We start from the raw sequence: 14,251 nt of genomic DNA on the forward strand, positions 1-14,251 counted from the left end.
ATTACAAAAAAAATCTGTCAAGCCCAAAAGTCGGGAATGACAGATTTTTTTTATTTCAATACGTATTTAGTGTTCTACAAATTGATGAAACCATGAGGCCGCAAGCATTTACGAATCAAATCTTAATTCTTAATACTAACAGCGCAGCAGTCTTAATACTTAATACTAAAAGCGCAGCGATCTCAATTCTCACCTTACTGCACCAACTCCGCCCCTTCCGGTCTGCTATACACTCTAATGTCCATTTTAACTGGAGTCAACATCGGACTTATAAATTTCACTTCATTCTTTACCGTTGTTGGTTTGTTGTTTTCATAGTTATACCATACCATTGTTTCAGGCAATAGCAAACCTTCAACTTCTTGCCAGTTGCTATATTTAATAAAATGATATTCTGTTGCTTTTTCGTTTTTGCCAAAGGTCACCGTGTAAGCTAACCAAGCCATTTTATTGGTATCAGCATCATAATACAGGATATATTCATCGTCAGGCGATTCACCAACGCCACTTTCAAAAGAAATTTGGATTCCAGGATACGTTTTACCTTCAAAGACTAAAGGGTCAGCGTCAGCATACATAATGCCATCATCAGCTAACACAAAAGGCATCGCATAAAAATAGAACATCAAATTATAGTAAAACTTCGGATTGCCTTCATATTTAGCATTAGCTGTGTTTTTTAACCAAAGTACTTCGCCATCATATCCAATGGTGTGTTTTGGCATTTCTATAAGCGAATAACGGTCTTTTAAATCGGTCGTAGTAATTTCATAACCACCAGGTTTTTCCATAGAAAACTCCAAGGTGGCCATCTCATTCCAAGTATCAAGTCCGCCATGTGCATCAAAAATTTTGGTCATATTCTCAGGATAGACACTTGTAGTCACATCCAATTCTTCTTCCGTATACGGTTCAGTTTCCGGTTTTGTTTCAGTGGTTTTATCTTTACAAGACACCATAACAGCAAGCATCAGTGATAAATAAAGGATTCTTTTCATAAATTGATGGTATTAAAAAAGGTAAAGGTTAGTTATTAATTCTATCATAAAAATACATAAAAAAAGACGTCGATAATTATTGGGTCTCCATGCAATTTCTCTAGAATACCACAATTCTACGCTCTTATTCAGTAAATTTGTGCAAGCAAAATACTACTAATCTGTGAATAAAGAAATAACAAGCGTTCAAAACCCGTATATCAAAGAATTGGTTCAGCTCAAGGAAAAATCTAGGGATCGTAAAAAATCAGGGTTATTTTTAATTGAAGGCGCACGCGAAATTAGTTTGGCCATAAAGGGAAACTATCAAATTGACACTGTGTTGTATTACCCTGAAGTGTTTTCTGATGCACAATTAAAAAGCTTAGACATACAACCAAAATCGGTGATAGAAATTTCTAAAGAAGTCTATCAAAAATTAGCGCACAGAGATACGACTGAAGGGATTATTGCGGTGGCTAAGACAAAATCGCACGATTTAAAGGATATCGTATTCAAATCTGAACACCCATTAGTACTTGTTGCGGAAGCTCCTGAAAAACCAGGAAATATCGGTGCGATTCTTAGAACGGCTGATGCTGCCAATGTAGATGCGGTTATTATTGCCAATCCAAAAACCGATTTATACAATCCGAATATCATCCGCAGTAGTGTAGGCTGTGTGTTTACCAATCAGATTGCTACAGGAACAACAGCTGATATTATTTCATTCCTAAAAGAACAACATATCGCCATCTATTGTGCGGCGTTACAAGCTTCAGAAATTTATACCACTCAAGATTTCAACACTGCCAGCGCTATTGTTATGGGCACGGAAGCTACAGGCTTAAGCGATGCTTGGTTACAACAATCTACCCAAAACATCATCATCCCAATGCAAGGAGAAATTGACAGTATGAATGTTTCCGTAGCTGCCGGAATCCTTATTTTTGAGGCTAAACGACAACGCGATTTTAAGTAAGAACTGCCTACTGAATACTGAGAACTGCATACTGAACACTGCATACTAAAAACAATGACTGCTACTACCCTTTTCTATATCATAATTGCCATAATCATCATCGATTTTATAGTCGATAAAATATTGGATGCGTTAAATGCCAAACATTATAATGACCCAATTCCAGCGGAACTGAAAGATGTGTACGACCAAGAGGCGTATGAAAAATCACAGCGATACAAAGCCACAAATTATAAATTCGGATTAATTACCTCAACATTTTCATTGGTATTGACCTTGTCATTTTTACTGTTTGATGGATTTGAATTTGTAGATACTATTGCGAGAAGTTATAGTGACAACAATATTGTTATTGCATTGATTTTCTTCGGAATTATTATGTTGGGAAGCGATATTCTTACGACTCCTTTTTCCTACTATCAAACTTTTGTGATCGAAGAAAAGTTCGGATTCAACAAAACCACGAAAAAAACATTTATCCTTGACAAACTAAAAGGGTTACTGATGATGGGCATTATTGGCGGCGGACTCTTAGCTTTGATTATTTGGTTTTACCACGTGACAGGCACTCACTTTTGGCTCTATGCGTGGGCACTTGTAGCACTGTTTAGCATTTTTGCCAATCTCTTTTATGCACGACTTATTGTTCCGTTATTTAACAAACAAACCCCTTTGGAAGCGGGAGAATTAAGGGAAAAGATTTCAGCGTATGCTAACTCTGTTGGCTTTAATTTAGATAAAATTTTCATCATTGATGGCTCCAAACGCAGCACAAAAGCCAATGCTTATTTTTCCGGATTTGGAAGCGAAAAACGCGTGACGCTTTATGACACTTTGGTAAACGATTTAGAAGATGAGGAAATTGTAGCCGTGTTGGCACATGAAGTCGGTCATTATAAAAAGAAGCACATCATTTTTAATCTGATTGCCTCCCTACTATTGACAGGTTTGACCTTGTTTATTTTATCGATCTTTATTTCAAATCCGCTATTATCAAATGCGCTTGGAGTGACTATTCCGAGTTTTCATGTGGGATTGATTGCTTTTGGATTACTCTACTCGCCTATTTCGGAAGTTACAGGATTTGTAATGAATCATTTCTCACGCAAGTTTGAATACCAAGCAGACGATTATGCTAAAAACACCTATAAAAGCGAACCTTTAGTAAGCTCCTTAAAAAAGCTATCAAAAAACAGTTTGAGCAACCTAACGCCACATCCGGCGTATGTTTGGGTGCATTATTCTCATCCTACGCTATTGGAACGTGTCAGGAATTTAAGGAAATAGCATCGTAATTTATTTCAAGTCCATGCCAACGTTGGCGTTTTTTACCAACTATTCTCATTAGACAATTTGAATTTGACTGACGACATCAAAACCCACTCTAGCATTAACTATCGAGTGAATAGGAAATTACAATCAGGTGTTGAAGAAACTAACTTTAACTGTAAATTTTCTCAAAAGTTTCGTAACTTATGCAGTCAATTAAAAAATTCATTATGAGAAACTTACTATTATTTTCGGTTCTAATCTCGTTTTCGTCTGCAATAGGTCAAACCACCATTCCATCAGCAGAAAGCCAAATTAAAACAGCACTTTATGCATGTCCTGAAATGTATCAGGAAGGCGCAAAAGTTTTAGGCTACAATCAAAAAGAAGAGCTCGTGACGTTGCGTGAAGGCAATAATGGCATTATTTGCATAGCCAACAGTCCAAAGCGAAATGGCGTCAGTGTGTCTTGTTATAGTGATAAGTTGGAGGCTTTTATGGCTAGAGGTCGTGAGTTGGCTGCTAGCGGAAAAAATGAAGTCGAAAAACGTGACCTTAGAAAAGAAGAAATCGATGCTGGAACTTTGGTAATGCCTAAAGAGCCTGCAGTAGCATATATTGTAACAGCCACTAAAGAAGATCACGATATTGAAAGTGGCGAGTTAAAACACAGTAAAATGAGATACGTACTCTACAAACCATATATGTCAGGCGCTGAAACGGGTCTACCAACAAAGCCAGGAGCTCCAGGAATGCCTTGGCTAATGGATGCTGACACACATAGATCGCATATTATGATTACACCCGCAAGCGAGAACTAAATCAACTTATGAAATACATCACAATTTTGTTGCTTTCAGCCCTTATGACGGGTTGCGCTACGCGTATTAACAGTAAAGATTTCACAAAAGAAGGGAGATTTACCAGCGGCGTTGAAGGCCCAGCAACAGATTACACAGGCACTGTTTACGCGGTTAATTTTAAAGAACAAGGAACCATAGGTAAAGTCAGTCCGACTGGGGAAGGCTCTGTTTTTGTGAAATTACCCAACGGCAGTATTGGTAACGGTATTCGGTTTGGAGAACAGCATCAGATGTTTGTAGCAGATTATGTTAATCATAATATCCTGGAAATTGATTTAATTACTAAAGACATTGAAATATTTGCCCATGAACCCACGGCGAATCAACCTAATGATATTGCCATTTCTCCAGACAAAACCATTTATGCAAGTGATCCTAATTGGTCTGACAACACTGGAAAACTATGGAAAGTGACCAAAGAGAAAGGCTTTGAATTATTGGAAGAAAACATGGGAACCACAAACGGTATTGAAGTGAGTCCTGATGGTAAAAAGTTATACGTCAACGAATCCGTGCAACGCAAAATTTGGGCGTATGATATTGCTGCAGATGGTTCCATAAAAAACAAAAAAGAATTTATGACTTTTGCCGATTTCGGATTGGATGGAATGCGTTGTGATCGCGAAGGAAACCTCTATGTAACCCGTTATGGTAAAGGGACCGTTGCTGTTTTGTCTCCTGCAGGAACTGTATTAAAAGAATATAAACTTAAAGGACAAAAACCCTCCAATATCACCTTTAGCCCTGATTATAAAACTTTTTATGTAACCCTTGCCGATAGAGGCAACATTGAAGCCATTAAATTGTAGAATCAGGATGCTATATCAAGTTTAAATTCCTTTTACAAAAACCCTTTTCAGCGATAAAATTTAATTATAAAAGCGATTAAAATGGTAAGGCAATCGTTTCCGGATTAACAAATTCCTTCGTGTACGGATTTTCAAGAAAACTTAATGGTGGTCGTTGTGGTTGGAGAATATCATCCTTGGTAATTCCATAAACTGACCAATAGTTAGAAAGCAATTGAGAAAAAATGTCCTCATTCCAAAATCCGAACATTGGTTCTTTCTCCCCTTCTTTCACTTCAATAGTGATCTTGTCATTTAGATTTTGCACATCGTATTCTGGTTTATAATTTAAAATATAATCCGAATAATGAAACCTAGCGTACAACTCTTCAAACTGCAGTGGATGCAAAACATGACCTTCTATTTTCTGTAATACCTCCTTGTTTTTCTCCTTGATAACGCCGTTATCTTGTAAACAAGCTACGAATCCAAAACCATTCACGCCAAACGAAAACATCAAATTGATGGCATCATCGCGATAACTAAAAATATCCGCTGAATATTTCAATGGGAACACCACAATACTCCATGGTTTCTTCCCGACAAAGGAAATCGGTTCAATTATGGACTGCATCATGAGGTGAAAGTTGGAAAAACGATCTTTTAGGGCTGGAGAAAGTTCAAACTCCTCACCTTTTTTTTGAAGTCGATTTCTTTCGTAAACCATTTCATAGTACAATAATCCGTAGACCATTCTACCTGTCCATTGAAAAATAAATAGTTCATCAAGCGCGGCCATGCCTTCATAACCTTTTTCATAAGCCGCTTTAATTTTTACATCTAAAGCGTCAAACGCCTGTTTTACTTCAGGTGAACACGGCAATTCCAAATCTTCATAATTATAAGACTTGGCTTTATCCATCATTTCAATACGTTCATCACCAAATTTGAAATGATCCATCAACCACTGTGGGAAAACAGTCATTTTCTCAGTGGTTAAAGTTCCTGAAAGAAAGCAAAAATGTTCGTCAAAAATTAAATCCTCAAATGGGTTATAAAGCGCTTGCGACATAAATAGTTCGAAAGTTTAGGTTGAAATCTCCTGCAAAGTTAGCCATAATCTATCGCTTACTTTAAAGATTTAGAGGAGAAATTGAGGGAGGGTTCAAATATAATCCCAAAATTAAAACGAGCAACATCAGCGTAACTTCTCACTCAAATATTTCCAATACCGCTTTGGAACGTGCTGCACATGGAGTTTCATATTTTTGCGCGATGCGATATTGGTACTCTCAAAATAATCCTGCCATAAGGTTTGAAACTCAAGTTCTGAGGCCGTAAAATAATCGCTTTTGGTTTTGGTGGCATCGAAACCTTCCGGCAACGACAACTGCATCAGTTCCACTTTTTCCAAATCGTAATACAGCCCGTAACCGCGTTTCAAATCATAAATAATCCATTTCTGATCGGCATATCTACTCTTAAAATGTTTGGAAATGAGTGGTAAAACATCAAAATCAGGTTCAACGGAAGCAAAATAAATGCCGTCATTAGTCAAACGGAATCGCACAAAGGCTTCCATTCTATGCTTCTCCCGCCCTACGCTTTTCGCTATCTGAGAAACTTTCAAAACGGTTTCATTCGAAAAATCGGAATCGATAGGCCTACTACTCTTAAACGCTTGCTGAATATATTTGAGAAGCAACGTTTCGATCTGTGGTTGTTCACTCAAAAATGCACTATATAATCTATAACTGCCCTTCGCACTGGTTTTGCTTTTGATGCCTTTCCAAACCCGATCAGCTTTTTCTAAATCGGTAGTAATTTCAACTTTATTTCCAAAAAGTGACTCTTGAAGATTTTCAGGCTTTTGAAAAATGACCGTTTGTAATTTGAGTTCATATATATGAAACACACCAGTTAAAAACCCATCAAATGTGCCGTCATAAATAAGTGTATGTTCTTCCGGAATTACCATCTATCCGAATAGATTCAATTGTGGACTCAAAATAGTTTGATACTTACTGGTCGAGTTTTGTAAAATGATGGATTTCAATTGAGGCCCCGTTAAATCACGACGCTCAAAGTCTCTTGAGTCGCACACCAAAAAATATTTAGCCCTGTTTAAAGCAACACCCATACGTTTAAGATGATCCCAATTCAACTTCCTGAATTGTCGCGCTTGTATAATTTTATAGACGGATTTCATCCCGAGTCCAGGAATACGTGCCAACATCAATTTATCAGCTTTATTGACATCTACCGGAAAAAAATCCATATTTCTTAAGGCCCAACCTAATTTAGGATCGACATCCAAATCGAGATTCTGGTGCTCATTATTTAGAATCTCGTGGACTTCAAATCCGTAGAAACGCATTAACCAATCCGTTTGATACAGTCTATTCTCGCGTAACATCGGCACATCAGTCCCAATTTGAGGCAAGCGGGAATCATAGCTAATAGGAATATAGCCTGAATAGTACACGCGCTTCAAATTGAACTTCTTATAAAAATAATTAGAGGTCCACATGATTTGCTGATCGCTTTCTCCACTCGCACCAATAATCATTTGGGTACTTTGGCCTGCAGGAGCAAATTTTGGCGTACTTTTTATAATTTTCTTCTCAGATTGGTATTGAATAATTTCATTTTTAACCTTTATCATCGGTTTAATAAAATCCTCACGATTCTTTTCAGGCGCCAACAATTTCAGACCTTCCTTAGTAGGGATTTCTATATTCACACTCAATCTATCGGCATATAATCCCGCTTCTTTCATCAACTCATCAGAAGCTCCAGGAATGGATTTTAAATGGATATACCCGTTAAAATTCTCTTCCAATCGGAGTTTTTTCGCCACGGCAACCAAACGCTCCATCGTATAATCGGCACTTTTAAAAATACCAGAACTCAAAAACAAACCTTCAATATAATTCCGACGGTAAAAATTGATGGTCAAATCCACCACTTCCTGAACTTGAAATGCCGCACGTTTAATATCATTACTTTTTCGGGTGACACAGTATGCACAATCAAAAATACAATAATTGGTCAGCAAAATTTTCAGTAAGGACACACAACGCCCATCTTCAGTGTAAGAATGACAAATGCCCATGCCGGTGGCGTCACCCAAACCTTTGTTGGTATTGCTACGGTTACTTCCGCTGGAAGCGCAAGACACGTCATATTTAGCCGCATCGGCAAGGATTTTTAATTTTTCTTGGGTACGTTCAAAAGACATAGAGGGGAAACTGGAGATGGATTATCTGAAATTTTTGATAAAATTACTCTGAATGGCGAACATCATTTAACAAAATAGATTTAAAGATTAACCTAAAAACTTCATATCCTGATAAATCCCGAATTCTTTGAGAAAATCATCCAAAATTTCTAAAAATTATTGCCAAATCGCATTCTTTGTCTTACTTTTATTTTATGACAGAAGTTGATATTGAAAAGGAAAATGCCGCTATTGCGAAGGCCTACAAACAGCTACTTAAGGTAAGTTATCAAACGTTAAGCGTAGATGACAAAAAACTGATAAGAAAGGCTTTCGATGTGGCTGTGGACGCACATAAAGATCAGCGTCGTAAATCAGGTGAAGCCTATATTTTTCATCCTATTGCTGTTGCAAAACTTGTGGCGCAAGAAATTGGGCTGGACGCTACGTGTATTGCTGCGGCCTTATTGCACGATGTAGTTGAGGATAATCCTGACTACACTTTAGAGTTTATTGAAAAAACCTTCGGTAAAACCGTTTCTAGAATTGTAGATGGTTTAACCAAAATTTCCTCGTTGAGCAAAGAAGCTGATGTCTCTACCCAAGCGGAGAATTTCAGAAAAATGCTCTTAACGCTCAATGATGATGTGCGTGTTATTATTATCAAAATTGCGGACCGTCTCCACAATATGCAAACCATGGATTCCATGCGTGCGGACAAGCAGGAGAAAATCGCTTCCGAAACCTTATACATCTACGCGCCTCTCGCGCACAGGATTGGACTTTATAATATTAAAAGTGAACTTGAAGATTTAGGTTTAAAGTATACGGAGCCTGAAGTTTATCATGAAATTCACAATAAAATAAAGGAAAGTAAGGAAGAGCAGGATAATTATATCAATGCGTTTTCTCAGGTAATAGTTGATTCTTTGGATAAGGAAGGACTGACCTACTCTATTAAAGGACGGCCAAAATCCATTTATTCCATCCGAAGAAAAATGCTGAAACAAGGCGTTTCTTTTGATGAAGTCTATGACAAGTTCGCGGTACGAATCATTTATAAATCTGATTTTGCCAATGAGAAGTTTTTGGCTTGGAAGATTTATTCGATTGTTACAGATCATTTTATTCCGAATCCTATCCGTTTGCGCGACTGGATTTCTTCACCTAAATCAACCGGATACGAAGCGCTTCACATTACAGTGATGGGCCCTAAAGGCCGTTGGGTAGAAGTTCAGATTAGAAGTGAACGCATGAACGAGATTGCGGAAAAAGGTTACGCTGCGCACTATAAATATAAACAAGGTAATGCTGAAGATGCTTTAGATACTTGGATTGACAAACTTCAGGAAGCATTGGAAAGCAATGAAACCAATGCCGTTGATTTTGTAGAGCAATTTAAACTCAATTTATATTCAAAAGAGATTTATGTTTTTTCACCAAAAGGTGATTTAAAATCGTTGCCAAAAGGTGCTACGCCACTCGATTTTGCGTTTAGCATCCACACTGAAATCGGCATGAAAACCCGTGGCGCAAAAGTGAATGGCAAATTAGTTCCGCTTAGCCATGAACTTCAAAGTGGTGACCAAGTAGAGATTTTAACTTCGGAAAACATCAGACCTAACAGTAACTGGTTAGATTATGCTACTACTGCTAGAGCACGAAGCAAGATAAAATCCTCATTAAAAGACGAAAAGAAAGTAGTTGCTGAAGAAGGCAAGGAAATTTTAAGACGAAAATTAAAGCAGCTTAAGATCAATTTGGACGAAAAATCCATCAACGAAATGGTGGTCTTCTTCAAACTAAAAACAAGTTTAGATCTATTTTATAGAGTCGGAATCGGTTCTATTGACAACCCTATGCTCAAAGATTATGCATCATCGCGCAGCAATGCATTTATGAGCTATATCAAGAGTAAGATCCGTAAACCAACGGTAATTCAGAATATTGATAAGGATGAAATTACCGCCAAATATGACATGTTGGTTTTTGGCAAGGAAGAAGAGAAATTAGATTATAAACTTTCGGCTTGCTGTAACCCTATTCCGGGTGATGACGTTTTTGGTTTCTTAACGATAAATGAAGGTATAAAAATTCATAAAAAAAACTGTCCAAACGCACTGAGTCTACAATCTAACTACGCTTACAGAATTATGCAAGCAAAATGGATAGACTCGTCACAACAAGAATTTGCGGCACAAATTACACTCTCTGGCATTGACAACATGGGCTTGGTAAATAACATCACCAAAGTTATTTCCAACAACATGCATGTTAACATGAAAAGTATTAGTTTTCAAAGTGATGACGGTATATTTTCAGGTAAAATCAACGTTATCGTAAAAAATAGTACGATGCTTAAAAAACTCATGGAAAATCTAAAAAAAATTAACGGGATTGATAAGGTTACAAGAGTTTAAATAGTGTAAATTTGCCAACGTAAATTATGAGTGCAAAAACAAAACATAACAATCAGGAAATAGTTAAAAACGTGTTTACCACATTTTTGGAAAGTAAGGGGCACCGAAAAACCCCTGAACGTTATGCTATTCTACAAGAAATTTATGATAGTGAAGAACATTTTGATATAGAATCTCTCTACATCAAAATGAAAAACAAAAACTATCGTGTGAGTCGTGCGACACTTTACAATACCATTGAATTGTTATTGGAATGTGCGTTGGTGCGCAAACATCAGTTTGGTCAAAATCAGGCGCATTATGAAAAGTCCTATTTTGATAAGCAGCACGACCACGTCATCTTAACAGATACAGGAGAAGTTATCGAATTCTGCGATCCTAGGATCCAATCTATCAAAAAAACGATTGAAGAAGTTTTTGATATCTCTATCTCCAACCACTCACTTTACTTTTACGGAACAAAAAACGAACAACCTAAAGAATCTTAAAAATGGCAGTAGATTTACTACTAGGATTACAATGGGGCGACGAAGGCAAAGGAAAAATTGTCGATGTCTTGACCTCTAATTATAACATTATTGCACGCTTTCAAGGCGGTCCAAATGCGGGTCACACCTTAGTCTTTAACGGCAAAAAGCACGTGCTTCACACCATCCCTTCTGGAATTTTCCATGATGGGACCATTAACTTAGTTGGCAATGGTGTCGTAATTGATCCTGTCATCTTTAACAAAGAGCTCGACAAACTTGCAGAACAAGGCGTTGATTACAAAAAATCTTTATTGATTTCTCGTAAAGCTCACATCATTTTACCAACACACCGTTTGCTTGATGCTGCGAGTGAAGCCTCTAAAGGAAAAGCTAAAATTGGCTCTACCCTTAAAGGAATTGGTCCAACTTATATGGACAAAACCGGCAGAAATGGCCTCAGAGTTGGCGATATCGAAATGGCCGATTGGAAAGACAAATACCGCGCTCTTGCTGATAAGCACGAAACGATGATAGCCTTTTACAATGTAGACATCCAATACGATTTACAAGAACTTGAAAATGAGTTTTTCAAATCGATTGAAGTTTTAAAGTCGTTGACATTTATTGATTCTGAAGAATATTTACACCAAGCACAAAAAGAAGGAAAATCTATATTGGCTGAAGGCGCACAAGGGTCTTTATTAGATATCGATTTTGGAACATATCCATTTGTAACCTCATCAAACACAACTGCTGCGGGCGCTTGTACAGGATTAGGTATTGCACCTAATAAAATTGGCGATGTTTATGGTATTTTTAAAGCATACACTACTCGTGTAGGTTCAGGACCTTTCCCAACAGAATTGTTTGATGAAGATGGAGAGATTATGGGCCGCGTAGGTAATGAATTTGGCGCTACAACCGGACGTTCTCGTCGTTGTGGATGGTTAGATTTAGTTGCTTTACGTTATGCTTGTCAAGTAAATGGCGTGACTAAATTAATTATGATGAAAGGCGATGTGCTTTCAGGTTTCAAAACCTTAAAAGTATGTACGGCTTACAAATATAAAGGTGAGGAAATTCAGCATTTCCCTTACAATATTGAACCAGAATATGTAACTCCCATCTATACAGAATTTAAAGGCTGGAATGAGGATTTAACTGGAATGACAGATGCTTCGGATATGCCACAAGCATTGGTAGACTATATTGAGTTTTTAGAAAAAGAACTTGAAACTCCAATTACTATTGTTTCTGTTGGTCCGGATAGAAAACAGACCATCATAAGATAAATTATATAAACGAACCTGCTTTACGCGAGTTAGGCAGGTTCGTTTTAAATTTCATCATGATATTGCTGGTGAAATTCTTCATTGAGATGCTCATCATAATAGAGTCCGCGGAACATAAATATATGTTAATGCAAAATAATGCTTAATTTAAAGAGTTACTTTTGAAAATCATTTGTCACACATTGAGAGCATTATCCCTTTTCTTAATCTTATTATTAAGCTTTAGTCTTTCAGTCACAGCACAAACTGAAAAGCTTAAAAAAATCCGAGTGGAATACGCAGGATTTGTCGATTCTGACAGTCTGAGAGGCCCTGGAGTTTCCGTATTTACCCGAGATAACACCCAACAAGTTCACTTTACGCATGAAGGCATCAATTTATGGTGCGATCAAGCCGTCTATTACGAAAAAGAAGATTTTATTGAAGCTTACAGTAATGTGATCATGCAACAAGGTGACACCATTAATATGACTGCAAAATATGCGGAATATAGTGGAAAAACGCAATTGGCTTTTGCAAGTGGTGATGTTGTCCTTAGAGAACCTAAATCGGTTTTAACCACAGACACCTTACATTTTGACCGCGTAAAACAACAAGCCTTTTACAGAAATAAAGGAAAGGTTGTAAGAGATACTTCAGGAACAATTACCAGCCAAATTGGTCGGTATTATATGAATACTAAAAAATATCAGTTTGTTCAAGATGTCGTTTTAGTAAATCCACAATACACCTTAACCACGAATCATCTCGATTTTTATACTGAAACAGGACACGCGTATCTTTATGGACCGTCCACTATTGTAGGAGAATCTAACACAATTTATGCTGAGCGTGGTTTTTACAACACTAATAATGATACTGGCTACTTCGTCAAAAATTCGAAAATCAATTATCAGAATCGTGTATTTGAAGGTGATAGCATGTATTTTGATCGAAAAATTAGTTTTGCATCAGCAACCAACAACATCAAAGTTACAGATACAATCAATAATAGTGTAGCCCGCGGCCACTATGCAGAAATATGGCGCGCTAAGGATTCTGTGTTCATCACCAAACGCGCTTTAGCCATTACTGTTCAGGAAAATGATTCTATCTACATGCATAGTGATATCTTAATGGTTACCGGTAAACCTGAGCACCGCATTACGAGAGCGTATTATAATGCTAAAATATTTAAAAGTGATTTGAGCGGAAAGGCAGATTCTATTCATGCCGATCATAAAACCGGACTCACGCAACTCATCAATCTGAAGCGTTTTTCAACTTCAGATGCATTTACGACTAAAAGAAGGCCTATTCTTTGGAATTTGGACAACCAAATGACTGGTGATACCATTCATCTTATTTCCAATCCAAAAACAGAGCAATTAGATTCCTTAGTCGTTTTTAATGATGCGTTTTTAATTAGCAAGGACACCCTTGGCACAGGTTTTAATCAAATAAAAGGTCTGCGACTTATTGGACTTTTTAAAGACAATGATCTATATAACGTTGATATTATAAAAAATGCCGAAGTGATTAATTATTCCAGAGATGACAAGCAAGAATTAATCGGCATTAACAAATCGAAATCAGGAAAGATCAACCTCAAAATTGAAGACGGTTATAAAATAATCACTTTAATTGATCAGGTGGACGGCGATATTTATCCAGAATCGAAATTTCCTGAAAACGCAAGAAAATTAAGAGGTTTTGACTGGCGTGAAGAAGAGCGACCAAAAAGTGTCGAGGATCTGTTTAGTGATGACCCACCGTTGGAGTTACCAGTAATTAAAGGTTTGGGTGAATATGTACCACAAGAAGAATTCTTTGATGACGCCTTACTGAAACGTGTAGAGGACGCGAAACCAAAAGGCGCAAAAAAGGATGATCAACAAAAAGCATCTCGAAACATTCCTAAGGAAGCGCTTAAAAAAGCAGATTCATCAAAAGTAAAACCGGCACAAAAATCTCAGCAAAAGGACAATTAA

Annotated in this window: 12 protein-coding genes; 8 read left to right on the forward strand and 4 right to left on the reverse strand. The window is 37.2% G+C overall.

Going from position 1 to position 14,251, the window contains the following annotated elements; all coding sequences use genetic code 11:
- Nucleotides 1–194 precede the first annotated feature (194 nt).
- The gene (locus Q0947_RS08240; RefSeq protein ID WP_299395377.1) at nucleotides 195–998 is read right to left on the reverse strand and encodes a DUF6503 family protein; all 804 of its coding nucleotides are present in this window, start codon (nucleotides 996–998) and stop codon (nucleotides 195–197) included.
- A 163-nt stretch (nucleotides 999–1,161) separates the two neighbouring features.
- On the opposite strand from Q0947_RS08240, the gene Q0947_RS08245 reads away from it, so the two are divergent.
- The 4 genes from Q0947_RS08245 to Q0947_RS08260 all read left to right on the forward strand — a co-directional run bounded on the left by Q0947_RS08245 (nucleotide 1,162) and on the right by Q0947_RS08260 (nucleotide 4,900).
- Nucleotides 1,162–1,959, forward strand: coding sequence for an RNA methyltransferase (locus tag Q0947_RS08245; RefSeq protein WP_299395381.1), 798 nt, complete (start codon nucleotides 1,162–1,164; stop codon nucleotides 1,957–1,959).
- Between the two features lie 54 nt (nucleotides 1,960–2,013).
- Entirely contained in the window at nucleotides 2,014–3,246 is a 1,233-nt protein-coding gene (locus tag Q0947_RS08250) for a M48 family metallopeptidase (protein WP_299395384.1), read from the forward strand.
- A 212-nt stretch (nucleotides 3,247–3,458) separates the two neighbouring features.
- A complete protein-coding gene (locus Q0947_RS08255; RefSeq protein WP_299395387.1) occupies nucleotides 3,459–4,049 on the forward strand; it encodes a hypothetical protein in 591 nt (196 codons plus the stop codon).
- Between the two features lie 8 nt (nucleotides 4,050–4,057).
- Nucleotides 4,058–4,900, forward strand: a complete 843-nt coding sequence (locus Q0947_RS08260) for an SMP-30/gluconolactonase/LRE family protein (protein WP_299395391.1) — start codon at nucleotides 4,058–4,060, stop codon at nucleotides 4,898–4,900.
- A 76-nt stretch (nucleotides 4,901–4,976) separates the two neighbouring features.
- On the opposite strand, the gene Q0947_RS08265 is transcribed toward Q0947_RS08260, so the two are convergent.
- The 3 genes from Q0947_RS08265 to Q0947_RS08275 form a co-directional block, all read right to left on the reverse strand.
- On the reverse strand, nucleotides 4,977–5,951 hold the full coding sequence (locus Q0947_RS08265) for a hypothetical protein (protein ID WP_299395395.1): 975 nt from the start codon (nucleotides 5,949–5,951) through the stop codon (nucleotides 4,977–4,979).
- Between the two features lie 126 nt (nucleotides 5,952–6,077).
- Nucleotides 6,078–6,857, reverse strand: coding sequence for a TIGR03915 family putative DNA repair protein (locus Q0947_RS08270; protein WP_299395399.1), 780 nt, complete (start codon nucleotides 6,855–6,857; stop codon nucleotides 6,078–6,080).
- The gene (locus Q0947_RS08275) at nucleotides 6,858–8,120 is read right to left on the reverse strand and encodes a putative DNA modification/repair radical SAM protein (RefSeq protein ID WP_299395405.1); all 1,263 of its coding nucleotides are present in this window, start codon (nucleotides 8,118–8,120) and stop codon (nucleotides 6,858–6,860) included. It abuts the gene before it with no gap.
- A gap of 194 nt (nucleotides 8,121–8,314) precedes the next feature.
- Here Q0947_RS08275 and Q0947_RS08280 point away from each other — a divergent pair, with 194 nt between their 5' ends.
- From Q0947_RS08280 to Q0947_RS08295, 4 genes are all read left to right on the forward strand, one after another.
- Entirely contained in the window at nucleotides 8,315–10,519 is a 2,205-nt protein-coding gene (locus Q0947_RS08280; RefSeq protein ID WP_299395409.1) for a RelA/SpoT family protein, read from the forward strand.
- 26 nt (nucleotides 10,520–10,545) lie between these two features.
- On the forward strand, nucleotides 10,546–11,007 hold the full coding sequence (locus Q0947_RS08285) for a transcriptional repressor (protein ID WP_133756158.1): 462 nt from the start codon (nucleotides 10,546–10,548) through the stop codon (nucleotides 11,005–11,007).
- Nucleotides 11,008–11,009: 2 nt separating this feature from the next.
- Nucleotides 11,010–12,281, forward strand: a complete 1,272-nt coding sequence (locus Q0947_RS08290; RefSeq protein WP_299395420.1) for an adenylosuccinate synthase — start codon at nucleotides 11,010–11,012, stop codon at nucleotides 12,279–12,281.
- 269 nt (nucleotides 12,282–12,550) lie between these two features.
- Complete coding sequence (locus Q0947_RS08295; protein ID WP_299395429.1) at nucleotides 12,551–14,251, forward strand: OstA-like protein; 1,701 nt, start codon at nucleotides 12,551–12,553, stop codon at nucleotides 14,249–14,251.

The organism is uncultured Gelidibacter sp., from assembly GCF_947500795.1.
In the GTDB taxonomy this organism is placed as follows: domain Bacteria; phylum Bacteroidota; class Bacteroidia; order Flavobacteriales; family Flavobacteriaceae; genus Gelidibacter.

What these genes read in the sequence shown, in the direction of transcription:
- Q0947_RS08240 (WP_299395377.1), bottom strand. Translation starts at nt 998, where the DNA reads ATGAAAAGAATCCTTTATTTATCACTGATGCTTGCTGTTATGGTGTCT.
- Q0947_RS08250 (WP_299395384.1), top strand. Translation starts at nt 2,014, where the DNA reads ATGACTGCTACTACCCTTTTCTATATCATAATTGCCATAATCATCATC.
- Q0947_RS08255 (WP_299395387.1), top strand. Translation starts at nt 3,459, where the DNA reads ATGAGAAACTTACTATTATTTTCGGTTCTAATCTCGTTTTCGTCTGCA.
- Q0947_RS08260 (WP_299395391.1), top strand. Translation starts at nt 4,058, where the DNA reads ATGAAATACATCACAATTTTGTTGCTTTCAGCCCTTATGACGGGTTGC.
- Q0947_RS08265 (WP_299395395.1), bottom strand. Translation starts at nt 5,951, where the DNA reads ATGTCGCAAGCGCTTTATAACCCATTTGAGGATTTAATTTTTGACGAA.
- Q0947_RS08270 (WP_299395399.1), bottom strand. Translation starts at nt 6,857, where the DNA reads ATGGTAATTCCGGAAGAACATACACTTATTTATGACGGCACATTTGAT.
- Q0947_RS08275 (WP_299395405.1), bottom strand. Translation starts at nt 8,120, where the DNA reads ATGTCTTTTGAACGTACCCAAGAAAAATTAAAAATCCTTGCCGATGCG.
- Q0947_RS08280 (WP_299395409.1), top strand. Translation starts at nt 8,315, where the DNA reads ATGACAGAAGTTGATATTGAAAAGGAAAATGCCGCTATTGCGAAGGCC.
- Q0947_RS08285 (WP_133756158.1), top strand. Translation starts at nt 10,546, where the DNA reads ATGAGTGCAAAAACAAAACATAACAATCAGGAAATAGTTAAAAACGTG.
- Q0947_RS08290 (WP_299395420.1), top strand. Translation starts at nt 11,010, where the DNA reads ATGGCAGTAGATTTACTACTAGGATTACAATGGGGCGACGAAGGCAAA.